Here is a 23360-nt window from a genome sequence, read left to right on the forward strand (position 1 = left end):
GACCCTGGCGCTCGCCGACAGCGAAACCGTCGGATCCCTCGCCGGCCAGGGCCGCGTCGCGCTGGGCGCCGCCCGCCTCACCGCCGGCGGCGACGGAACCTCAACCACCTTCGACGGAACCCTCGACGGTACCGGAGGCCTGACCAAAGCAGGACCCGGAACCCTCACCCTCACCCGCGCCAGCACCTTCACCGGGCCGGCCATTCTGGCGGCCGGCGGCCTCGGCCTAACCGCCACCGCCAGCCTCGTCGCCCCGATGTTCACCCAGCCCGGCACCACCCTGGTCAACGCCGGAACCCTGGCCGGCGGCCTCACCAATGCCGGCACGGCGCTCAATGGCGGCCTGATCAGCGGCGGCGCCGCCAATCTCGGCAGCCTGACCCTCACCGGCATGATCGCGGGCGGGCTGACCAACACCGGCATCGTCACGGCCAGCGCCGGCCGCATCGACGGCGCCATCCGCAACGACGCCGGGCTCTTCACGGTCTCAGGCGCTGTGGCCAGCGACGGCACCTTCGCCAACGCCCTCGGCGCGACCCTCACGGTCACCGGCGCCTACAGCCTCGGTGGGCCGCTCGCCAATGCCGGCGCCGTCACGGTCGCGCAAACCGCCAGCCTGACGGCGCCGGCGGGCCTCGGCAACGCCGGCAGCCTCGCGAACGGCGGGACGATCACAGGCCCGGTCGCGAACACCGGTACGCTTACGACGAGCGGAACCATCGCCGGCAGCCTCAACAACGACGGTTGGGCCCAGAACAGCGGCGCCATCGCGGGTGGCGTGTCGAACAGCGGCACGCTCGCCACCAGCGGCACCCTCTCGGGCGGGCTGACCAACATCGGCTCCGTCACGGCCAGCGCCGGTCGGATCGACGGTGCCATCCGCAATGACGCCGGGGCCATCGCCGTCTCCGGGGTGGTCGCCAGCGACGGCACATTCGCCAACGCCGCCAGCGCGACCCTCACGGTCACCGGCGCCTACAGCATCGCCGGGCCGCTCACCAACGTCGGCACCGTCACGGTCGCCAATAGCGGCCGGCTCGTGGCATCAGGGGTCGCCAATGCGGGCCTGCTCACCGTGATGCAGAATGGCAGCGTGATCGACGACCTGCTCAACACCGGTCGCCTCGTCAACGCTGGCAGCTACACTGCCGACGTCGTCAATACCGCCGGCTCCACGCTCGTCAACACCGGCACCTTCACGACAGTCTCCGCGCCGTTCGCCAATGCCGGGACCCTGATCAGCACGGGAACTCTCGCGGGGGGGCTGGTCAACACCGGCGTCGTGCAGGTCTCGGGCGTGCTGGCGGGTGGTGTGAGCAACGCCGTCGGCGCCACGTTCGCACTCACCGGACCGACCACCGGCATTGGCCGCCTCACCAACGACGGCAGCCTCGATCTCGGCCGCACCGACTTCACGGTCGGATCGCTGGCCGGCGCCACGCCGGAGGCCGTGCTGGGCAACGGTCAGATCACCGTCGGCGGCGACGGCACCTCCACCGGCTATACCGGCCGGATTGTCGACGGCGCGACCCCGACCGGCCTGACCAAGGTCGGGCCCGGAACCCTGACCCTGTCGGGGCTCAGCCCCCTGTCCGGACCGGTCCGTGTGCTCGGCGGCGAACTCGCCGTCACTGGGGCCCTGCCCAACGCCGCCCTCGCGATCGGGCCTGGCAGCCTGCTCACCGGCGCAGCCCGGCTCGGCAGCGTGAGCCTTGGCGCCGGCGCGACGCTCGCCCCGGCCATTGCCGCGGGTGGGATGGGCCGGTTCAGCGTGGCCGGCAACCTCCTTCTGGCTCCGGGGGCGGTATACCGGGTCGACGCCACCGCGGACGGCCGCGCCGACCGGGTCGACGCCGCCGGCAGCGCTACCGTGGCGGGTGCCACCGTCCAGGCGGTTGCCGGCGTCGGTCAATATGGGCCGCGCACCCGCTACACGATCCTCACCGCGGCGGGTGGCGTGCAGGGACGGTTTGCTGGGGTGAGCAGCAACTTCGCTTTCCTGACGCCGTTTCTGGGCTATGCCGCCGAAGCCGTCACGTTGACCCTGGCGCGCAACGACCTCGACTTCGCCGTAGTGGCGCACACGCGCAACCAGCGCGCGTCCGCAGCGGCCGCACAAGCCGGCGCGGTCGGCTCGCCGCTCTACGACGCAGTGGCGATACTGTCGGCGCCCCAGGCGCGGGCAGTGTTCGCCGCGTTGTCCGGCGACGGGCATGCCTCCCTCGTTTCGACCGTCTTCGCCAATGCCGGTCTGCTGCGCGAGGCGGTGCTCGACCGTCTGCGCTGGGACGCGGCACCGGCAGCGCGGCCCGGTGAGGGACCGGAGCCGGCCGTGAGCCTGTGGGGCCAGGGACTTGGCAGCGCCGGGTACGTGCGCACGGACGGCAACGCCGCCGGCCTGTCGCGCCACAGCGCAGGCTTCATCTTAGGCCTAGACGGACGGGTCAAAACCTCGCTTGGCGCCCTGCGAATGGGCGCGGTCGGCGGCAGCCTGGAGGCGGGCTCTGCTGGTCCGGCCCAGGTACAGACCGGCGCGCTGACGAGCACGTTCGGAGGCGTCTACGGCAGCCTGGAAGCGGGATCGGCCGTGCTGCGGTTCGCGGCGTTGGCGGCGGACGATCCAGCCCAGCTCAGGCGTGTGGTTGCGTTCCCCGGTCTGTCGGACAGCGCCACGGCGCGGCTGAGTGGGCACAGCGTGCAGGGCTTCGGCGAGGCGGGCTATCGGATCGGCCTGACCGAGGCGGTGGAACTGGAGCCGTTCGCCGGCGGGGCGGTGGTGTCAGTCACGCGCGAGCGCTTCGAAGAGCGGGGCGGGGCGGCCACGCTGGCCAGCTCTGGGCATGAGCACAGGGTGCCCAGCGCTACGATGGGCTTGCAGATGCGGGTACAGCTGGATCGCGACGATCTTGGGCCGGCGTTCGTGCATGGGATGATCGCCTACCGGCGGTCATTCGGCGACCTGGTACCGAGTGTGCCGCTGACATTCCGGGGGACTGGGGCACGGTTCGCAAGTCGGGGCCTGCCGCTCGACCGGGACGCGCTGGTGAGCGAGGTCGGGCTTGGACTGATGCTGGCGCCGGGCCTGAGCGCCGGGCTGTCTTACACCGGACAGATCGGCGCACGCGCCCAGGACCACGCTGCCAAGGGGGGCTTGGTGTACAAATTCTGAGAGTGCATTGGGGATCAGACTGCGGTTTGACAGAACTTCAGGGCCATGTGTCGGATGGACGCGAGAAGGAGGAAAGCACCGGCGGCATCCCAAAGTCTCAGCCAGCCCGTGACAGCGGGTGTGCCAAGCGTAAGGTTCGCTCCACGATCCTGCGCTTGGGCAGCACAACGAGATCCTTCCCCTGATCGAAGCGTTTGATGACGAGCAGCCTGCGCCGGCGGCAAATCCGGCGCAGGCCCGTTCGAAGGCCGGCCCCCCATATCTCCTGTCGGCGTAGGGCCGCGGCAGGAACGGAGCGCGCCCGAACAGGGTCGCCCTCACCTGGACGTCGTGGCGCGCGCGCGGCGCGCCGCGGGCTCCATCAGCGGATGCATTCGATCGCGATGCCGATCTCCAGATCCCACCAAATCTGTTCGGTGATGACAGCGACCTGCATGGCCACCGGATGAGAGGGTGCGCGTCAGACCTGAACCGATCCGCGTCCTTGGTTCAGGCCTGGCAGACCGTCTGAAACACGGTTTTCAGTGCTGCGCCTTGACGCGCTTGGCGAAGGTGTAAGCTGTGACGAAGGCAGAGACAGGCGCCTCCAAGCGCCTCGTCTTCGTCGTGAAAGACCTTGTCGGTGGCATCCGCGGTCGTTCGGTTCATGCGCTCGGCCTGCCCATCACCGTGCATCGCAACGGATGAATTTCTGCCGTTCCGCCCGGGAGTGGCAACGGCATCGCAGCGATCGGCGCCACCCCGCCAACTCACGAACCGAGCGATTTTCGCAATCGCACCTGTTCGCCGACACGGCTCAGCGCACCACTTCGACCGGAAGACCGGAAATCTTCAAGGTCGCCCAGGCACGATGCAGTGTAAGGACGAGTACGCCGAGCTTGATCGCCGGCGCCATGCATGTTCGATCATCGAGGTCGCTTCCGCACTGAGGCGTCGCGACGGTCAAGAGTGCAGCCGCAAACGCGGCCTCTCGATCGTGGGCATGCAGGTCGAGGCGCAGTTCCTGCACCATTTCTCCGATAACCGGCAGCATCAAGCCTCTATCGAGCCGGGCTTTGACGGGTTCCTAAAGTTTGACCCTGGACATGCCAGCCTGACCGACGCCTCCAGCCACCAGGGCCGCTCCAGGCTCGCCACGCAGCACTGCGATGACGGCTGAAATGTCGAGCGACAACCGAGCTCACGCGGTGGCGTCCTGGCCAGCGCCGTCATCAGTGCGAGGCTCAGCGAGAGATGCAGCCGAGTCGGCATTATCCCGGGTGTGCTCGCTGTAGAGAGCCTGAAGCTTGGTGAAGGCATTCGTGATCGGCGACAGGCGCACCTCGGGGCCGTCGACAGGAACGGGGTGACGGTCGAACGGCCCGTCGACGTCAGTTTCCGGTTCCAGATGCAAGAATCCCAGGAGGCATCGCGTTCTGCGGTGGATGCGCAGCAATCCCACCGGTGCGATTGAGCGACTGCCCGGCAGTCCGAACCGAGGCATTATCGATGTGCGTGGTATAAATTTAAAGTTGGTGGCCCGGGCGCTTCATCGGCCGGCCAGTGGCGGGCCGTCACTGACGGTCACCTTCCGGACCTTCGGCGTAGCCCGCCCCGAGGCGCGTCGCGACTCAGGCCGCAGCGTGAAGAACGGCGCCGAGATCTGCACGACGCTGACCGGACTGGCACAATCCGGTTCCTATTCCTCCAGCCGATGAACTGTAACACGCTCGGCCTCGATCTCTGTCCGTTGAGGCGTTACAAACGCGGCCACGTTCGAAGGTGGGGGTATAGGTGCCTGGATCCAAACCGACCCATCCGGGCATCGTCCTGATCGATCGTGGAGTGTCGGGGTTCGGCGTGTCGGTGATCCGGGACGCGCAATCGGTTCGTTCGCCGCGGGACTCTGCACCGCATCCCGACCTGACACGCCGCCATGGCATCGACAGGGCCGTGCGGCTCGTCCGCCTGCACGGCCGGTGCTGGACAAGTCTGCAGCGGGAATACGATCCGGCGGTGCGAAGGTTGATGGCGCTGAGATCCTGTCTCGTACCCGCGCCCTGTCGGCCACGGTCAGAACGGAGCTGAATGCCTATGACCGCCGACACTGCGCCGAAGCATGAGCAGACCGACAAGCGGAACAACAAGGCGAAGCTCGGCATCGTGGGCTTCGACGACGTGCTCGGCGGAGGCCTTGCGCGCGAGCGCCTATACCTGCTTGAAGGCACCCCCGGCACTGGCAAAACGACGATCGCCATGCAGTTCCTCCTGGAGGGCGCCCGCCGGGGCGAGCGCGGCCTGTACATCAGCCTGTCGGAAACTGAGGCTGAACTGCGCGGCAGCGCCGCCTCCCACGGCTGGACGATCGGTCCGGAGATCGACGTCTTCGAGCTGATCCCGCCCGAGAGCCTGCTCGACGCTGAGCAGCAGCAGAGCCTGCTGTATTCGTCCGACCTCGAGCTCGGCGAGACCACAAGGGCGATCTTCGAGCGTATCGAGGCGGTGCGACCCGCGCTCGTCGTGCTGGACAGTCTGTCCGAGATCCGCCTCCTGGCAGGCAGTTCCCTGCGCTATCGCCGGCAGCTCCTGGCGCTCAAACACTATTTCGCCCGCCAGGGCGCCACGGTGCTGCTGCTCGACGATCTCACCGCCGACGCCCTCGACAAGTCGGTGCACAGCATCGCCCACGCGGTCTTCCGCCTGGAGGAACTCGCCCCGGATTACGGCGCGGAGCGGCGGCGGCTGAGGGTCGTCAAGTACCGTGGCCAGCGCTTTCGCGGCGGCTATCATGACTTCAATGTCGCCACCGGCGGCGTGCAGGTGTTTCCCCGCCTGATCGCTCTGGAACACAAGAGTGCCTTCAAGCGCGATCGCCTCAGGAGCGGTGTTGACGAACTCGACGCGCTGCTCGGCGGCGGCATCGACGCGGGATCCAGTACGTTGATCCTGGGCCCGGCCGGGACCGGCAAGTCGCTGCTCGCGGTCCAGTACGTCGTGGCAGCCATCGCGCGCGGCGAGCGGGCGGCGATGTTCATCTTCGATGAGGAGCTCGGTCTGCTGCTGGCGCGCACCCGGACGATGGGCTTCGATCTCGCCGGCCTGCGCGACAGCGGCCACCTCACGATCGATCAGGTCGACGCGGCCGAGCTTTCGCCAGGCGAGTTCGCCCACTTGGTGCGCTCCCAGGTCGACGAGGCGCAGGTCAAGACGGTGGTGATCGACAGCCTCAACGGCTACCAAGCGTCGATGCCCGATCAGAGCGCACTGATCCTACACATCCACGAGTTGATTCAGTACCTCAACCGCCAGGGGGTCGCCACCTTCCTGACGGTCGCCCAGCACGGACTCGTGGGCGACATGAGGAGCCCGATCGACGTCACCTACCTCGCCGACACGGTCGTGCTGCTCCGCTACTTCGAGGCGCTCGGGACGGTTCGGCGGGCCATTTCGGTGGTTAAGAAGCGCACCGGCGCGCACGAGGACACGATCCGCGAATACTCCATCACCGGCACCGGATTGCGCGTCGGTGAGCCGCTTCGCAGCTTCCAGGGCGTACTTCGGGGTGTGCCGACGCTGGTGCGCGGCGGCGATGCGGAGCTGCTCGACAGCGGCGACCTGTGAACGCGCGCGACGATGCAGTCTCCGAGCGCGTGCTGATCCTCGCGCCGCACGGACGGGACGCCGCTCTGGCGCTTCAGCTTCTGAGAAGCGCCGATTTGACCGCGCAGGTCGTGGCGGACCTGCCTGGGCTGGTGCGGGAGCTGATGGCGACCGCCGGTGCGGTGCTGGTGACCGAGGAGGCAATGCGCACCGCCGACGTGGCCGATCTCAGCCGGTGGGTCGAGGCGCAGCCGGCCTGGTCGGACATGCCGTTCATCCTGCTCACGCGTCAGGGCGGTGTCGATCGCAATCCCACCGCGGCGCGGCTGTCCAGGATCCTGGGGAACGTCAGCTTCCTGGAACGCCCGTTCCATCCGACGACGCTGATCAGCGTCGTCATGGCGGCCCTGCGCGGGCGCAGGCGCCAGTACGAGGCGCGGGCGCGACTCGACGAGCTGCATGCCCGTGAGGCGCAACTGCGCGAGCTGAATGCGACGCTGGAGAGCCGCGTAGCGCTGGCCGTCGATGAGCGCACGCTGGCCGAGGAGGCCCTGAGGCAGTCGCAGAAGATGGAGGCGGTCGGCCAGCTCACCGGCGGCGTGGCGCACGACTTCAACAACCTGCTCACCATCATCCGCTCGTCGGTGGACTTCCTGCGCCGGCCCAATCTGCCGGAGGATCGCCGGCGCCGGTACATGGACGCCGTATCGGACACCGTCGATCGCGCCGCCAAGCTCACCGGGCAGCTGCTCGCCTTTGCCCGCCGCCAAGCTCTCAAGCCGGAGACCTTCGAGGTCGGCGGCTGCCTGCGGGACGTGGCCGACATGCTCGACACCGTCACCGGCGCACGGATCCACGTGGTGTTGGAAACGCCGGAGGAGGATTGTCACGTCCATTGCGATCGCAGCCAGTTCGAGACGGCGCTGATCAACATGGCGGTCAATGCCCGGGACGCCATTGAGGGGGAGGGCACGCTCGTCCTGCGGCTCGCCTGCGGCCAGCCGATGCCGGCCATTCGCGGGCATGTCGGTTCGCGCGCCCACTTCGTGGCGGTCTCGCTCTCCGACAACGGCAGCGGTATCGCGCCGGAACAGCTCAGTCGCATCTTCGAGCCGTTCTTCACCACGAAGGAGGTGGGTAAAGGCACCGGTCTCGGCCTCTCACAGGTTTTCGGGTTCGCCAAGCAGTCGGGCGGTGACGTCGACGTGTCGAGCAGGCTCGGCGTCGGCAGCGTGTTCACCCTGTACCTGCCCGAGGTCACCGCCCCAGTCGAAGCCGTCGACGCACGTCCGATCCCCACCGGCAGAACGGATGGGTTGGGTCGACGGGTCTTGGTGGTGGAGGACAACGTCGAGGTCGGCCGCTTCGCCACGCAGATCCTGGAAGATCTCGGCTACGCTACGGAGTGGACGGCGAACGCCGAGGCGGCCCTGGAGCGGCTCGGGCCGGATGGCGGTGGCGTCGACGCGGTATTCTCGGACGTCGTGATGCCGGGCATGGGCGGGGTCGCATTGGCTGAGGCGCTGCGTCAGCGGCTGCCACATCTCCCGGTCGTGTTGGCCTCCGGCTACAGCCATGTGCTGGCGGAGGAGGGGGTGCACGGCTTCGAGTTGCTGCACAAGCCGTACTCGGCCGAGCAACTCTCGCGTGTCTTGTGCCGGATGCTCGGTGATCGCACGGTGCAGCCGAGCCTGATCGGAGATCAGGGCACCCGCCAGACACGGCGCTGAGGATACCGAACCACCGGACATGCTCGGCGGGGCTCGCTCCGGATGGCTGAAAATGCGGCGGGAGTTCGGACCGTTCACGCCGGAAGCGCTGAGCCCATGCTGACCGTGGCTGTCGCCATCGTACGGCTCAGGCCCTCCGGAGCAGGCTAGTCGGTCGGCAGCTTCTCGGCCTGCGGACGAGTGCTGATCGCTCCGGCTCCGTCGATCCAGGGGCGGATTGCGCGCCGAACAGCGCGGTGCTCCCACGGCTCGGGTCAGCAGCCGCTGCCGCCTCGAGCGCGCAGTCGGGCATCTCGGACAGGCGGTGCGGTTCCCCGCGGCCGGTGGTCTTTCTTCAACTCCGGAGAGCTGTTGCCCCGGGACCGAGACAGCCACCAGTGGGTGGATTGGCCCGCGCGCCCGCCTCGCGTTAGCTCCTGGCGGCGAGAAGGCGCATAGAGGGGCGTTCCCTCGCGCAATCCTGTGTCCTGGGCCACGAAGCGGAGGCCGTGATGGCACGCGAACTCACAACCGGCAGAGCACAGGCCGTCACGCCGGAGGACTTCAACGAACGCGTGAAGCGCCTGCTCGCCGACAAGCCGGATCCGCGCAAGGCCGAGCCGAGAGTCAAAGGCTCCAAGAACAGCAAGCCGCCCACGAACGGCTGAAGCTCCGTCGGCAGGGATGTCCGCGGAAGCCGGACCTCCCCGCTAGGATCTCACGGCGGTCAGTTCCTCCAGGGTGAGATCGATCGCAAGGACGATCTGCCTGGAAGCTCGGGTCGTGGCCGGATCCGAGGTCATGGCGACGACCGCCTGCTGCAGGGCACGGAATTGTTGAAGCCGAACGGCCGGATCGAGGCCTCGGGCCACGGCTGATTGCACGAGGCCCTGGACGAACTCACGCACTAGATCTTCGTCAACGCCCGGCACCGACTGGACCTCCGCCGCATAAACTCCCGATTGTACCTAACCCCTTGTACCGTGACTGGGATCCAAATTTCGCTGTTCAGCCGGGATCGACGGGGGCCCGGCCGTCGTCAAGGCGCGAACAAGGTCTCGGCGATCGCGACGGCGGAACGCCCGTCCTCGGCGGCCGCGTCCGCGCCGACCGTGACTGCGCAGGCCGGTTCGCGGAGGAACAGCGGGCCGCCGACGATCACGCGGATCCCCGGATTGCACGAGGCGCCGCGCAGCTTCGCCACGAGTCCGGTCATCACCGGAAGGAGCACGTCGCAGGACAACGAGATGCCGATCAGGTCGAACCGTTCGGTACGGACGAGAACAGTGGGATCCTCATCCACCCCGTCCGATAGGACCACGTCCCAGCCCGCCTCGCGGAAGAAGCTCGCCACCAGGGCGAGGCTGAACAGGTGTGTTTCACCGGGACAGGGGATCAGCAGGGCACGGCGTCCGTTCGTCGATACGTCCGATCCCTCGAGATGGGCACAGACGGTACGGGTCAAGCTCTGAAGACGGCCGAGCGCGACGGCGACGTCGAGGAAGTTGGCCTCGTCCTCTTCCCACAGGCGACCGAGGTGACGGGCTGCCGGAGCGAACAGATCGAGCAGGAGCGTGTCGAGGGACAGACCCTCGTCCAAGAGGTCGCGCACCCACTCGCCCTGATGCCCGCCTTCCATGAGCGCGTTGGCGAAGGCGCCGACACGTTCAGGCGTCGGCGCTCGCACCTGCGAGCCACGCGCCCGCCGGTCTTCGCGGTGGACCAGCGCGAGACGCGGCAGGATCTCACTCTCGATGATCCGAGCGAGGCCGTCTTGAATGCGGGCGGTGTTGCGCGCCGCCGATCCACGCCCCTGCCTGGGGTGCTGGCCGACGCTCGTACAAGCCGTGTCGATCCCTGCCATCTCAGGCATGACGCCCCCTTGTGTTGACGCATCATAGGTCTGGATTGTGTCAGAAGGCAAATCCACATAAGCATTATAATGCAGTTCGACGGCCCTTGTCGCTGCTTCTACGGTCTGGTGCTGCGTCGGCGGTAAGGGAAGGATCGATGCTCGCTCTCCTCGCCTTGATGACACGTATAGATTTTATGAAGCAGAGTGGATGGTATGCCAGTAACATTGGTCAGTCATCGCGGGGCGGCCGAAATTTTTGATCTGCTGTAGCCGTGGCGGTCCCGCCCGATTGAGAAGGTAAATTCCTGTCGGGCTGTGTTCGAATGCCGAAGGTTCTTGCTGTTGTGGTTCTCGCTGGCTATCGCGTCTTGGCGGTGGAGCGTGAGTGCCGCTCGGCGTGAAGCTGGGACAGGCTTCGCGGTAACGGGCATCGTTTGTGGGCGGTTTGGCGCGGGCCTTCACCGCGGATGACGACGCGCTCAAGGCTGCTGGCTGGCACATCAAGAACGCCGCGATCGGTGCGGCAGCGAAGCACCGGGACCGTTTCGCGCGCGAATCCTCAGCTTCATCAAGTCGGCGCGCGCATTTCCGGCGGGATTGGGCGGGGTTCATCAGCCACCCGCCCCCTGAAATCATGAACTGGATCAAGATGCGCCGCACGGGCTTTTTGTTAGCTTATGCGACCTCATCCTGTTTGCTTGCCACGGCTCCGGCACGTGGTTGTACAGGAAAAAATCGGAACCGCTCGGGTTGCATCGTGTTGGCCCTCCAACGCAGCAGCGAAGGAGACTCCGATGCGGAAGTTCGCTCTCATCTCCGCCTTAACGCTCTCTCTCGGGGCGATCGGCGCTACCGGTGCGCAGGCACAGGGCTACGGTTACGGATACGGCGGTCATCACGGCGGCTACGCCCGCAATTATGATCGTGGCTATGGTGGTCGTCGCGACTTCGGCTATCGCCGGCATCGCGGGTTATCGACGGGTGCCGCTGTCGGTCTCGGCCTGGCCGGGGCGGCCGCTGGCGCTGCGGCTGCCGGCGCGTTTGATCGCGGCGGACCGGGCTACTACGGTCGCGGTTACTAAACCACGAAAGATCTATTGAGGTCAGGGGCCCTGTCACGTACGTCGTGGCAGGGCTTTTTTGTCATCAGTTGATCTGATGTTTTTGCAAGATCGTTTCTTTTTATAAACGGCTGAATTGTAGGGTGTTCGACATCCATTGCTGCGGATTTTACTATTCTTATTGGAGAAAAGAAAATTTATAAGTGAATGAGAGCTTATTATTATATATTATTGATTCATTATTTAAACAAATACGTTGCAGGCCCCTCAAAGTCATACAAAACGGTTTGAATATATTATAACGATCCAACATGGCTGAATTAATATCCGATCTGATCTGGCGTGCGAACCACTCTAGACGTCGCTCTTCGACTGGAACAAATGCGGTCGTTCCGCCTGATGGAGCGGCATTGCGATTCGAAGTCGCGACGTGCCCGCACGTCTGTGCCGAGCAGTCTTGGCCATGAACCTGATGGCTCTATGCCTATACCGAGCCCGTGTCGCCTACCCGTAGGGGCGATGCGCATTGACAACCGGCGAATGCCAAACGGGCGTCCCAAACATCTCACGTCTCAATCGATCGGTTGGGTGTTAACCAAGCGTTAACCAATCCGAAGGCGGTAATCGCATGTCTCAGCTTTGCAACGTTGAGTAGCAGGTCACCGGATCCCAAGGGCCGGCGACCTGATCATCCGTGTCGGTCGCGGGTGTCGGTTGCACATTGGGGGAAACAAGATGGCGGCGGGAGCCTTGGCTGATCTGGCTGTCGAGCCTCAGCTCGGACGTCGGCGCAACCCCGTTCCCCCGCTACTCCTCGCTGCTGGTTGGGTCGGCCTGTTCGCATACTGTGCCGCCTACCTGACAGAGGACATGCCGTTCCGTCGTCCGCTGGCCCAGATGATCGGTGAGCCGGTCATCGATCAATCCGACGACCTACCGCGCCACCTGATCACCGTCGCAGCGCCCAAACCGTCCCTCGCAATGGTTCCGGCCGTCGCGACGCCGCCGGCACCTCAGGCCTTCGCGGCGCAGCCTGTCGTGGCCTCGGTCGCGAGTCGCCCCGCCGTCAGCACCGATTACGTCGGTGTATGGGGGCCTACAACCGATGCGTGCGGTGCACCCGCACGCCGTCACGGCTACATCCAAGCCACGATTACGCCCGAGCGTGCCAGGGCCGGCAGCACGATCTGCAGCTTCCGCGACACGCACCGTACCGGAAACGCCTGGGCCATGGCGGCGGATTGCAGCGACCGCGATCGGCGCTGGTCCTCTCAGGTTCGCTTGGTCGTCGACGGAGATCGCCTGACCTGGACAAGCGCGTGGGGAACCTCAACCTACGTCCGCTGCAATCGGCGCTCCGGCTGAGCGGCGCGACCGGGCCTTGGTCGCCCGCGCGATCCGGCGCGGGGTGCATTGCGGCCCCTCATGCCGTAGCCGTGCCATCCTCTTGTCCTCGGTGACCGACGCCATATCCGACGGCGACGCGGGACTTTGTGGCGGGCCATTGCCACCGATGGCAGCGCCATGGAGACGGCCCCCGGACTGTGCCGGCACACTCGTCAGAAGCACCCAGATGGCTCGGGCCGAAACGACGACCTTCATTGGCGAGGCTGACGTCGGTTCCGAGCGGCCTGTCACCTGTCCGGCGCTGTTCCCAGCGGACCCGGCCGCCCGTCTCAGCGGAGGCTCTGGACCACCGGCTCGAAGGGGAGGGTCATGACCGATACCATGAAGGGGCAGTCGGCCGACGAGGATCCGAAGGCATGCAGAGGGCGTGTCGGAGTACCGGCACTGGTATCGCGCCTCCGGCCCACCAAGCGTTCCACGGCGAGCCCGAGCGTCTCCTCGTAGGCGGTCCCGCCGGCCTCGCCCGCGGGCGTATCGGCACAGAGCTTGGCGAATTCGGCGCGAAGATCGAAGTCGGGCATGGGCTCACCCTGGTATGGTATGAGCAGCAGGGGACGATGCCGTGGTTAACAAATCGTTAAATGGCTTCTTGGCCTCAGCCTCATGGCATCGATGACGGGCGACGTGAACGCCAGGGCGATGTGCACCCGCGCGAAAGGTCGCGCGCGGACGATCCTGATGCCGCGGCAGCCTGAACCGGCCCGACGCCTCTGCACGGAGATCGCCTATCGAAGCCAGCGACCGAGCCGCTCGCGCAAGGTCAGGCGGGAGGCCCGCCGCGCACGCGCGTCCGCGAAGGCGTCGATGCGGATCCGATCCGTCGGGACTTGGCGCAGGAACCGCTCGGCAATCTCGAAGATCAGCACGTCCGGCCGCACGGCTTCGACATAGGCCCAGTCGATGTTGGCGGACCAGATCGCGTGCACCTCGGCGAAAGTCTCCGCGAACATGGCGGTCAGGCGCGCTCCCGGATTGTAGATGTAGGAATCTCCGAACAGGACCAGTCGACGCGGATCGGGCGCCTGAGGGTTCCTCAGCACGACGCGCGACCCGACAAACAATCCACGTGCTCGGACCGCCTGCCCGCTCTCGCGGACATGGACCAGAGCGTTCGCATCGACACGCTCCGCCCGCCGCGGAAAGTCGTATGCGACGTAATCCTCGCCGACCGCGGGCTTCAGCTTCTCGCCGAGATCGAAGGTGAAGCGCTCCTGCGCGCGCGTGCCCGCGAAGACGTGCTCGGCCACGGGGGCGGCCAGGGCCTCGCAGAGTGCGCGATAGGCGATCAGGTAACCGCGATACGTCCAATGGGTGTCGGTCCGCAGATAGACCGGCTCGTCGTCCCGTGCGCTGCGGAGGGGCGCCAGCAGATCGACCATCGGCGCCGGGTTCCGACAAGCGAGCATCCGCGCGAGCCGAGCTGCGGGTGGATCCGCGACACCGGGAAACGGGCGACCCAGCCGGTCGGGATAGACGGCGAGTTTGTCGGGCACCACGGTGTGCAGATGCGTGATCCCGAGCCCGTCCAAGCGGCGGGCCCGCCGGTCGATCAGCCGGGCCCAGCGGTCGAGCACCCGGCGCGAGGTGGCGGTATCGCCGTAGAAGGTCTCGACCTCGCGGGCGCGCCCGACCCAGTACAGCCAGCCGTCCTGTCCGACCGCCACGCCGTTGCCACTCGTCATACCGGCTCCCCGCCTCCCGCGCCTCGGCACGCTGACCGCCTCACCGGATATCGACGCGATTGCAAGCCCGCGTTCCAGCACCATTCCTCGGAACTCCTGACGCGGGCCCTGACGCTCGGCGAACCAGTCCAGGCACGATCCATCAGGACCGCATCCCGCGACGCCGGTCTGATTTTCGGACGCACGGATCCGTTTCCGGGAAACATCATCGACGGTAGCGCGGTACGCCGATCAGGTGATGAGGAACTTGCAACAGCGACCGGCGAGGCGGCTGATGTCCGCATTGTGGATCGTCACGGGCTGCATCCTCGTGCTTGTTGGGTTCGCGGCCGCGCGATGCGCCGAGTATCGCTGAGCCGCCGCCCGCCGGCCTGCTCCCCTCGACATCCTGGCGCTCGTGGCACTGACGCTCCCCGCTGTCCGACTCACCCTGATGCAGCCCGGGCGTCCTGAGCCGAGCGTCAGTCCGGCTCTGAGCAGAACACCACCCCGGCGGTACGCTCTTTCTGCCAGACGAGCTTGACCGAGTAGCGCGTCTCCGCGTTGGCCAGAACCAGATCGAACGCGCTCTCCAGCCTCACGGCGTGCGAGCCGAGAAATTCGAGCATCGCGCCGCGATCGGAGATGTTCTTGACTTGGCAGGGAAACCGACACCCGTTCGGATGGTGAGCGAAGGCCAGCAGGGCCGTCGGCTTGCGCTCAGTCGCGCGGGCTTCGACGAACGTGCTCTTGGTCGTGCCGCTGTGGGACATGGCCGATGTTCCCGCCCCGTCGGCCATCACGGCGCGAACTCTATTAATTTCTACTGAATTTATGAATACTTGTTTTATAAAGCGAGCCAGGTCGAAACTTCTCGCGATCCGAGGCACAGCGCGCCGATCCCGCATCGGTACCTGCTTCGCGAGCGTAGCCTCCGCCTGGTCATTCGCGGTCGATGTCTGGCAGCATCCCCGATGCGCACGCCCGCAGAGGGGGGAAGATCCGGAAAGCCCCGAGGGTGGGCGGTGATCGTCAGGCAGTTTAGCACGACGCGGTCGACCGGCTGGACCCTCAGCCTATCTGCCGTGCGGCGGGCGTCGTCCTTCACCTCCTCGATGGATCGCACCGCAGGCAGATCCGGAGACGATCATGCGTACCCGCCACGGTCTCGTGCTTCCGTCCTTGGTCATGCTGTGGTTCGCGCCGGGCCTGGCCAGCCCGGCTTTCGCTGAGGCGCCGGTCCGGCCGACTGCCGAGACCTCGGTATCGGACTGGCCGCCGAATTTCTCGCGCAACGTTCAGGGGACCGGCCTGCCGGGCGTCGACGGTGGCCACATCTTCCTGTGGAACCGGCCGCAGGGCTTCGATCCCGCGTCGACCCTGCGCGTCGACCGGCACGTGCCGGAAGGCTCCGGCGAAGCCACGCACACCTACAAGGCGCTCTGGGCGCTCGGGTCGTCCGGCCCGCATAATGCCGGCTACGAATGGACGATCACCGGTGAATTGCACAATCGCGCCCTGGCCAGCACCGGTGCGCAGAACGTCGCCGTCAACGGGACGATCTTCAAGGAGGCGAACGGTCTCGGTCCGGTCGGACCCTCCTGGGCCGGCAACTTCAATTGCGTCGACACGACCGATGAGGCCGATCCGGTGGCATCGTGCATCGGCGTCGAAGTCGACGTCTCGGCCCAGTCGCCGACGACGGACAGCAACCGCCAGCGGGTCGGCCTCCAGATCTCCACGGGGGGCGTTCCCGGCGCCCACACCGGATACGGCATCCTGATGGGCAATCTCACCGGGTCGATCACCGACCGGGGCATCTCGTTCCAGGGGGAGGGTGTCTACGGCATCGGCATCGACGCTGCCGCAGCACGTTTCACCGGCGTGCCGATCCTGCTGGCGCCGGGCCAGACGATCGGGCTCGATGGAACCCGGGACGGGGGCTTCTCGCGCAGCTTCGGCTTCGACGGCCGTGACTTGGTCTACGGGACCGGATCAGGCCCGGTGTTCCGCGTCAGCGACGCCGGGCACATCGAGGTCGCCTCCGTGCGCGAGTCGCAGTCACGACCGCCGCGCAGCAGCCGCGAGCCTTGTACCGCTGGTGATCATGCGTGGGACGAGGCCTACGAGTACCGCTGCGTGGCGACCGATCGATGGAAGCGGGCGCTGCTCAGCGACTGGTAGCATCGCTCTTGGCCGTGTCCGCGGGGAGCGGACGACGCCGGTTCCAGCGCCCGTGACTATCGAAGCCGTCAGGGCCCGCAGGCATGTCTCCTCAGCTTGGGCGTCGCCGGACACGGTCCGTGTTCTTCGACCCGGCGTCGCCGGTGCTATCGATCGAGGATCCGCACGACCGCGCGCGTTGCCGGATCGACCACCACGATCTTGTCGCCGGGCGCCACGAAGTAGCCGAAGCGGCGCAGTCGCGGATTCGGCGCGTCGGTGAAGGGTGCCAGCGCGACGTCACCGGGCACGATGCTGCCGGGCCTCAGGGGGATCGATCCGACGATCGGCCCCGGCCCGACCGGACGGCGCACGATGAATTCGCGCACCACGACGTCGTCGTCCGGGCCGAAGTCGTCGGGTTCTACGATGACGGCCTGCGCCAAGGCGGAGCCGGTGAACAGCGCGGCGAAGCCGAGGGACGCGGCGAGACTTGCACGGGTCGACATAGCGGATTCCATCACGGGCAGGGCCGCCGGAAACCGCCGCGATCCTCGTTCGGTTCCCGGAACGACATCGGTCAGCGACCGATCTGACCTGCCTCGGTCAGGGCGATCGGCGACCAGCGGGTGATCTGCACGTAACCGTCCAGAGCCGCGATCACGACGTGTCGGCGGTGGCGATGCACGACCGCGCCAGGGCTGTGCTGATGGCGCTCGCGCCAGCCATGTGCCTCTGCCACGAAGACCCGGGCATCCCCCAGGCGGGCGATGGTCTCGACGGTGCCGAAGGCCCGGACCCGCCGCAGGACCGCATCGACATCCTGCCGGAAATCGAGGGTACGGTCGGCATCGCTGGCGCGGGGCCAGTAGGATCCGTCGCCCTGCGGCTCCGCCCGCCGCCAACGGCTGGGCAGGTCCCGGCCGAGCGGGCCGACTGCGAGGCGCCGTGCCGCCATCTGACACTTCGCCAGCAGAGTCTCGTGGCTCTCCTCCGGGCCGAGCGCGAACATCTCCTGCGCGAGGATGTGACCGGTATCGAACCCGTCTGCGAGGACGTGGGCGGTGACGCCCCAGGTCTCGTAGCGGTCGAGCACGGCGCGAAACAGGGGGTAGGGGCCACGCCCGATCGGCAGCGGCGAGGGGTGGAAGTTGAGGCCATAGCTGGCACGACCCTGCCAGCCGCGCACGAGCCAGGGGTAGCCCGCCACCACGAGGGCCCAATCCTTGCCATGCTCCGCCTGAAGCGCCTCGATGTCGCGTTCGCGGATCCGCGACAGCTGGATCGGCACGCGCAAAGCGCGTGCGCGCGCCACAACGACCTCGTTGTGATCGTAGATTCCGTCGCAGGGCCGCGTGAACAGCTTCACCGGCGTCCAGCCGGCCTCCAGCAGCCCCTCGAAGACGCCGCCCAGGAAATCAATGCCGGCGAACGCGAACTTCATGCTTGCCGCCTGCGACCTTGTGGACGTGGAGGGCTCGGGCCTGCAGCCTGCCCGGTGGCGCCGCCGGCCTTACCTTGATCGGGCCGGAAAAGGTAGCGAGGGGCGTTTCACATGCGACGTGTGATCATCTACGGCGGAACCGGCGGCATCGGCCTGGCGACCGCGCGGGCCCTGCGCGGCCGGGGTTATGCCCTGCATCTCGTCGCACGGGACGCAGACCGTCTGTCCCGCGCCGCGGACGAACTCGGCGAAACCACGTTCAGCGTCGCCGACATCGCGCAGGCCGACGTGTTTCCGGCGGTGATGGAGGCGGCGGGGCCGGACCTTGCGGGCCTCGTCTACGCCATCGGCACCATCAACCTGCGGCCGCTGGGCCGTCTGACACGGGCGGATGCCGAGAGCGATTTCCGGATCAACGCGCTGGGTGCGTTCTCGGCCGTGCAGTCCGCTGCGGCTGCGCTCAAGGCCGGCGCCGGCGAGGTCGGTACCGGGGTCGTGCTGTTCTCGACCGTTGCCGTCGCACAGGGATTTGCCGCCCACGCCTCGGTGGCGATGGCGAAAGGCGCCGTGGAGGGTCTCGCCCTGTCCCTGGCCGCGGAACTGGCCCCGCAGGTCCGCGTCAACGTGGTGGCGCCCTCACTGACCCAGACGCCGCTTGCCGCCGCGATCACCGGCAACGAGACGCTGGCGCAGGGGATCGCGGCGATGCATGCCCTTCAGCGTCTCGGACGTCCGGAGGATATCGGCGCCCTCGCGGCCTTCCTGATCTCGGACGAGGCGGCCTGGATCACCGGTCAGGTGATCGGCGTGGACGGTGGCCGCTCCGCCCTTCGCACCAAGGGGTGAGGCAGTGCCGAACGGACGGCGCAGCGCCGGGGGCGCGGGACGGACGCTCCGCTTCATCCTGGGCGATCAGCTCACCCGCCCGATCTCCAGCTTGAGCGATCTCGACCCGGAGCGCGATGTCGTGCTGATGGTCGAGGTGCGGGACGAGGCGACGTATGTCCGGCATCACAAGCAGAAGATCGCGTTTCTGTTCGCCGCCATGCGCCATTTCGCGGCGGGCCTGGAAGCGGAGGGGGTCGCCGTCGCGTATGTTCGGCTGACCGACCCGGACAACACCGGCCGCTTCACCGGCGAACTCGAACGGGCGATCGAGCGGTACAATCCGGATCGCGTCGTTGTCACCGAGCCCGGCGAGTGGCGGGTGCTGCAGATGATGCAGGACTGGCGCGAGACCCTGTCGGTGCCGGTGGATATCCGGGACGACAACCGCTTCCTGTGCCCGCGCCAGGATTTCGCCCGCTGGGCCGAGGGCCGTCATCACCTCCGGATGGAGACCTTCTACCGCGGCATGCGCCGGCGCACCGGCCTCCTCATGGATTCGGGCGAGCCTTCGAGCGGGCGCTGGAACTTCGACTCGGAGAATCGCAAGCGTCTGCCCAAGAAGCATCGACCGCCGGATCGGATCGGCTTCCAGCCGGACTCGATCACCCGCGAAGTCATCGCCCTGGTAGAGCAGGAATTCGGTGACCATTTCGGCGATCTCGCCGGCTTCTCCTGGCCGGTGACGCGGGCCGACGCGCTGGCGGCCCTCCAACACTTCCTCGTGCACTGCCTCCCGATCTTCGGCGATTTCCAGGATGCGATGAAGACCGGCGCACCGTTCCTGTACCATGCGCTACTCTCGCCAGCCCTCAACGCCGGTCTCCTGACGGCGGAGGAAGTCTGTTGGGCCGCCGAGCGAACTTACCGGGACGGCGCGGCACCGCTGCATTGTGTCGAGGGGTTCATCCGGCAGATCCTGGGCTGGCGGGAATACGTCCGCGGCCTCTACTGGGCTCGGATGCCCGACTACCGTGAGACCAACGCCCTCGAAGCCGGCCGGGATCTGCCGTGGTTCTACTGGTCCGGCGAGACGGCCCTCAACTGCATCGCGCAGGTCGTGTCCGATACACGTGCCCACGCGTACGCCCACCATATCCAGCGCCTGATGGTGACCGGCAACTTCGCTCTGATCGCAGGCTTGGACCCGGCCCAGGTCGAGGAATGGTACCTGATCGTCTTCGCCGACGCCTACGAATGGGTGGAACTGCCCAACGTGCACGGCATGGTGCTGTGGGCCGACGGCGGCGTCATGGGCTCCAAGCCCTACGCGGCCTCGGGCGCCTACATCGACCGGATGTCGGATTACTGCGCAGCTTGCAGCTATGACGTGAAGCTCAAGTCCGGTCCCGACGCCTGCCCGTTCAACTATCTCTACTGGAACTTCCTGATCGAGAACGAGGACCGGCTCGCCGGGAACCAGCGAATGACCATGCCGTACCGAACCCTGCACGGCATGGCGGACGAACGGCGCGCGGAAATCCGCAGGGATGCGGCGATCTTCCTGGCCTCGCTATCCGACCCGGCACCGGGTCACCAGGGCGTCCAGACCGAGAGTGCCACGTAGGGGGATGCCCGGCGCCCACCGCTCTCCGCTTGAAGGCCGACGGAGACGCGCGCGCTGAATCGGCCCACATCGAAGTCTGTCCCGTGCAGGCCGAAATTCCACTTCTGATAGCCGGTGGCATCGAGGTAGGCGCTCACCTCAGGACCGAGATAGGCTCCCCATAGGCGATAGCCTCCGGCGACACGCATCCACAGGCTGTCCCGCGCCGAACCCGCGACCGCCGTCGCCTGCACGAGCGTCATCTCCGTGGGGCGCGCCCAGACCTCGCCGTGCAGTCGCAGGCCTGGCTGGCACGGCAGCGGCACGAAGCCATGCCCGTCTGTCACGATCTCCGTCGTGATCTCGGGTCCCGCATAGATCGCGGCCACGCCCCAATCGAACAACCACTGATAGCCGAAGACGGCTGCTGCGCCGGCCGTGTAGCGCCGGCGCGAAACACCGGAACTGCTCTCGTCACGCCGTCCACCCCCGACGCTCGCCAGGGCGACGAAGCCGTCGTGATCGAGGGATTCAAGGCCGCGTTTGGCGCCCAGGGTGACGAAATGTGCGGCTCCTGCATCAAGGCTGCCGAACAGCAACGTATCGACCTCCCCGGCGCTGACGGCGGCGGCGCAGACCACGCAGCAGCCACTGGCCAGGGCGAGTTGAATCGCAAATCGGCAGTTCCATTGTGGATGAGGCAAGCTTCGCACGATTCGCGCCTTCGCGGAGGCGGCATCGTGCCAATGTTGACCCGTGAGACAAATCGAATTTCTGCAGAAGATCTGTCGGAACGGCGCAACTCCACAACGCGGTTCGGGACGACGCGCAGAAAAAATGCGCGCTGGACCATCATGTTTACTTGAGCGTTGAATGAAACCTTGGTGGCGACCTCAGATAGGGTGCCGCCGCTGGTGCGGGGGCGCACCGTCGCAAAGCCGCCGTGCTTGGCGTGCCCTATGATCTCGGCTAGAGCCCCCCGCAGGACAGCGAAGGTTGGCGGATCCTTGACCTCCGGTGCACGAACGTCGGACGTCCTCACCGTGCTGGCGAGCCAGGAGGGCGATCGCCTCACCGTGGGGGACATTGTCGCGGTCCTACGGGATCGCGCCTTCGCGCTGCTCGTCGTCCTGCTCGGCTTGCCGAACTGCTTGCCGATGCCGCCGCCGATCCCGCTGATCTGCGGCCTGCTGCTGCTGCTCGTCGCTGTCCAGATCGCGGCCGGGATGTCGGCGCCCTGGTTGCCGCGGATGCTGCTCGGCCGCTCCATCGCCCTGGCGGACGTGCGGCGGGCCGTGACGCGCGCGGTGCCGGTCCTGCGGCGCCTGGAGCGCTGGTCGCGCCCCCGGGTCAGTGTCTTCGAGACCGCGCTCGGCATGCGCGGAATGGGCATCGCCCTGCTGGCGCTCGCCCTCGCGCTGATCGTGGCCGCGCCCATCGTGGGACAAATACCCCTGGGGCTCGCGGTCTGCCTGGTCGGCCTCGGCCTCGTCGAGCGGGACGGGCTCGTGGTGATCGGCGGGCTCGTGATCGGCCTGTTCGGCGTCGCCATCAACGCCGGCTTCGCCTATGCGGTCATCGCCGGGATCCTCGGTCTCCTGAACCTTTGAACGAACCCGTCAGAGGCGGTAACGGATCTGGTCGGTCCAGAAGCGTTCGAGGCGGCCGAGCGCCTGATTGAGGCGGTTGAAATCGTCATCCGAGATGCCGCCGATCGGCGCGATCGTGCGGGCATGCTTGTCGTACAGGCCCTGGATGATCTCGTGCACCTGCCGGCCCTTGTCGGTCAGGCTGATCCGGACCGAACGGCGATCGGTCTTGGAGCGGGCATGGTGCAGGTAGCCGGCCTCGACGAGCTTCTTCACGTTGTAGGAGACGTTCGACCCGAGGTAGTAGCCCTTCGTCCGCAGCTCGCTGGCGGTGAGTTCCTTGTCGCCGATGTTGTAGAGGAGCAGGGCCTGGACGCTGTTGACGTCCTCGCGGCCGCGACGCTCGAATTCGTCCTTGATCACGTCGAGGAGCCTGCGGTGCAGGCGTTCCACCAGGTGGAGGGCCTCCAGGTACGAGCCCTTGGTGGCCGCCGCCTCCTCGGGGGCCTCGATCGTCGCGACTCGGGCGCTCTGGGTCTTCATCACTGCCTCGCCATCCGATGCTGCCGTCTCCGTACAATGCGGGGCGGCTGATGTTGGTGAAGCTACGGCTCGGGAATGAAAGGCGATTTAAGCGACAGGATGAATTCGCGATTTACTCTTCGCGGTAAAGACAAACTGAAGCGAAGATGAGAAGAGTTCGTTCACCGTGCTTCCTGTGCCGCCAGCCAGGACAGCAGGAAGTACAGGGCCACGACACAGATCCCGAATACGAGCAGCGGAACGGGCGTCGGTAGAAGTTGCGGGGTCAGAACCGCGAGCGTCATCGCCGAAGTCACGGCGAGCAGCCAGATCACGCCGCCCCACGCGCTGGTCAGCCACAGGCCGATGGCCGCGGCCGCATCGATCACCGCGAAGTAGACGATCGCCGACTGCCGGCCGAACGGCTCGGCTTCGAACGCGCGGGAACCCGGCAGGACGTCGAGGATGGTCGCCCAGGCCAGGACGCTCTTGACCAGCCAGACGAGCGCCGTGAGCCGCATGAACCAGATCAGCACCGTGTCCCAAGTCCCGGGCGCGGGCCCCTGCGCGCGCTCGATCCGGTCGGACGGGATCTCGCCGGGCCTCGGAGCCTTGCGCCGGGTCGGAAGGTAGCCAGCCACTAAGGCACGCTCGCGGGGAGGGGGGTCCGGTTCATGTGGGCGGCCGGGATCCTGATCGGTGCGTGGGGGTCGCGCCGGTTTGAAGCCGTTCCGCCGCTCTGCGTCAACGGTCGGGTTTCACCGCGCCGG

Annotated in this window: 21 protein-coding genes and 2 pseudogenes; 11 read left to right on the plus strand and 12 right to left on the minus strand. The window is 67.0% G+C overall.

Translation table 11 applies throughout. The features are described from left to right. Positions 1–139: 139 nt before the first annotated feature. Together MFF58_RS32655 and MFF58_RS25675 are read left to right on the plus strand one after the other, a co-directional pair. Positions 140–214, plus strand: a pseudogene (locus MFF58_RS32655) (autotransporter-associated beta strand repeat-containing protein); the annotation flags it as partial. Positions 215–256: 42 nt separating this feature from the next. Next, entirely contained in the window at positions 257–3169 is a 2913-nt protein-coding gene (locus MFF58_RS25675; RefSeq protein WP_353959834.1) for an autotransporter outer membrane beta-barrel domain-containing protein, read from the plus strand. 492 nt (positions 3170–3661) lie between these two features. Here MFF58_RS25675 and MFF58_RS25680 read toward each other — a convergent pair. Continuing rightward, positions 3662–3835 (minus strand): annotated as a pseudogene (locus tag MFF58_RS25680) (IS481 family transposase); the annotation flags it as partial. 130 nt (positions 3836–3965) lie between these two features. Next, positions 3966–4202, minus strand: a complete 237-nt coding sequence (locus MFF58_RS25685; RefSeq protein WP_238292023.1) for a PIN domain-containing protein — start codon at positions 4200–4202, stop codon at positions 3966–3968. A gap of 1040 nt (positions 4203–5242) precedes the next feature. Between MFF58_RS25685 and MFF58_RS25690 the strand changes: the two genes are divergently transcribed. The 3 genes from MFF58_RS25690 (at position 5243) to MFF58_RS25700 (ending at position 9125) form a co-directional block, all read left to right on the plus strand. Next, on the plus strand, positions 5243–6769 hold the full coding sequence (locus MFF58_RS25690) for an ATPase domain-containing protein (RefSeq protein ID WP_238292025.1): 1527 nt from the start codon (positions 5243–5245) through the stop codon (positions 6767–6769). Beyond that, a complete protein-coding gene (locus MFF58_RS25695) occupies positions 6766–8478 on the plus strand; it encodes a response regulator (RefSeq protein WP_238292027.1) in 1713 nt (570 codons plus the stop codon). The genes MFF58_RS25690 and MFF58_RS25695 overlap by 4 nt, the downstream gene beginning before the upstream one ends. Positions 8479–8969: 491 nt before the next feature. After that, complete coding sequence (locus MFF58_RS25700; RefSeq protein WP_238292029.1) at positions 8970–9125, plus strand: hypothetical protein; 156 nt, start codon at positions 8970–8972, stop codon at positions 9123–9125. Between the two features lie 42 nt (positions 9126–9167). On the opposite strand, the gene MFF58_RS25705 is transcribed toward MFF58_RS25700, so the two are convergent. Continuing rightward, the gene (locus MFF58_RS25705; RefSeq protein ID WP_238292031.1) at positions 9168–9365 is read right to left on the minus strand and encodes a hypothetical protein; all 198 of its coding nucleotides are present in this window, start codon (positions 9363–9365) and stop codon (positions 9168–9170) included. A gap of 131 nt (positions 9366–9496) precedes the next feature. Beyond that, positions 9497–10330 carry a cobalamin B12-binding domain-containing protein gene (locus MFF58_RS25710; RefSeq protein WP_238292033.1) on the minus strand — a complete coding sequence of 278 codons (834 nt, stop codon included), beginning with the start codon at positions 10328–10330 and terminating at the stop codon, positions 9497–9499. 776 nt (positions 10331–11106) lie between these two features. Between MFF58_RS25710 and MFF58_RS25715 the strand changes: the two genes are divergently transcribed. Together MFF58_RS25715 and MFF58_RS25720 are read left to right on the plus strand one after the other, a co-directional pair. Beyond that, positions 11107–11394: a hypothetical protein gene (locus MFF58_RS25715; protein ID WP_238292035.1), complete on the plus strand. Its 288-nt coding sequence runs from the start codon at positions 11107–11109 to the stop codon at positions 11392–11394. A gap of 714 nt (positions 11395–12108) precedes the next feature. After that, positions 12109–12738: a peptidase inhibitor family I36 protein gene (locus tag MFF58_RS25720; RefSeq protein ID WP_238292036.1), complete on the plus strand. Its 630-nt coding sequence runs from the start codon at positions 12109–12111 to the stop codon at positions 12736–12738. 311 nt (positions 12739–13049) lie between these two features. Here the strand turns inward: MFF58_RS25720 and MFF58_RS25725 are convergent, their stop codons facing one another. The 3 genes from MFF58_RS25725 to MFF58_RS25735 form a co-directional block, all read right to left on the minus strand. After that, a complete protein-coding gene (locus MFF58_RS25725) occupies positions 13050–13301 on the minus strand; it encodes a hypothetical protein (protein ID WP_238292037.1) in 252 nt (83 codons plus the stop codon). 204 nt (positions 13302–13505) lie between these two features. Next, entirely contained in the window at positions 13506–14462 is a 957-nt protein-coding gene (locus MFF58_RS25730) for an alginate O-acetyltransferase AlgX-related protein (RefSeq protein ID WP_238292038.1), read from the minus strand. Positions 14463–14923: 461 nt separating this feature from the next. Further along, the gene (locus MFF58_RS25735; RefSeq protein WP_238292039.1) at positions 14924–15214 is read right to left on the minus strand and encodes a PilZ domain-containing protein; all 291 of its coding nucleotides are present in this window, start codon (positions 15212–15214) and stop codon (positions 14924–14926) included. Positions 15215–15590: 376 nt separating this feature from the next. Here MFF58_RS25735 and MFF58_RS25740 point away from each other — a divergent pair, with 376 nt between their 5' ends. Next, positions 15591–16625, plus strand: coding sequence for a hypothetical protein (locus tag MFF58_RS25740; protein WP_238292040.1), 1035 nt, complete (start codon positions 15591–15593; stop codon positions 16623–16625). Between the two features lie 146 nt (positions 16626–16771). Here MFF58_RS25740 and MFF58_RS25745 read toward each other — a convergent pair whose 3' ends face one another. Beyond that, entirely contained in the window at positions 16772–17113 is a 342-nt protein-coding gene (locus MFF58_RS25745) for a hypothetical protein (protein ID WP_238292041.1), read from the minus strand. Positions 17114–17184: 71 nt separating this feature from the next. Next, entirely contained in the window at positions 17185–18048 is an 864-nt protein-coding gene (locus MFF58_RS25750; RefSeq protein ID WP_238292042.1) for a formyltransferase family protein, read from the minus strand. A gap of 111 nt (positions 18049–18159) precedes the next feature. On the opposite strand from MFF58_RS25750, the gene MFF58_RS25755 reads away from it, so the two are divergent. Continuing rightward, complete coding sequence (locus MFF58_RS25755) at positions 18160–18894, plus strand: SDR family NAD(P)-dependent oxidoreductase (protein ID WP_238292045.1); 735 nt, start codon at positions 18160–18162, stop codon at positions 18892–18894. A 4-nt stretch (positions 18895–18898) separates the two neighbouring features. After that, entirely contained in the window at positions 18899–20500 is a 1602-nt protein-coding gene (locus MFF58_RS25760; protein ID WP_238292048.1) for a cryptochrome/photolyase family protein, read from the plus strand. Here the strand turns inward: MFF58_RS25760 and bcsS are convergent. Then, positions 20467–21078, minus strand: coding sequence for a cellulose biosynthesis protein BcsS (gene bcsS / locus MFF58_RS25765; protein ID WP_238292050.1), 612 nt, complete (start codon positions 21076–21078; stop codon positions 20467–20469). The genes MFF58_RS25760 and bcsS overlap by 34 nt on opposite strands. Positions 21079–21486: 408 nt before the next feature. Between bcsS and MFF58_RS25770 the strand changes: the two genes are divergently transcribed. Next, positions 21487–22089, plus strand: a complete 603-nt coding sequence (locus MFF58_RS25770) for an exopolysaccharide biosynthesis protein (protein WP_279603045.1) — start codon at positions 21487–21489, stop codon at positions 22087–22089. A 9-nt stretch (positions 22090–22098) separates the two neighbouring features. On the opposite strand, the gene ldtR is transcribed toward MFF58_RS25770, so the two are convergent. Beyond that, positions 22099–22611, minus strand: a complete 513-nt coding sequence (gene ldtR, locus MFF58_RS25775; protein ID WP_238292052.1) for a transcriptional regulator LdtR — start codon at positions 22609–22611, stop codon at positions 22099–22101. A gap of 161 nt (positions 22612–22772) precedes the next feature. Further along, on the minus strand, positions 22773–23231 hold the full coding sequence (locus tag MFF58_RS25780) for a DUF6163 family protein (RefSeq protein ID WP_373323388.1): 459 nt from the start codon (positions 23229–23231) through the stop codon (positions 22773–22775). Positions 23232–23360 lie beyond the last annotated feature (129 nt).

This window comes from Methylobacterium longum (assembly GCF_022179385.1).
Lineage (GTDB): Bacteria > Pseudomonadota > Alphaproteobacteria > Rhizobiales > Beijerinckiaceae > Methylobacterium > Methylobacterium longum.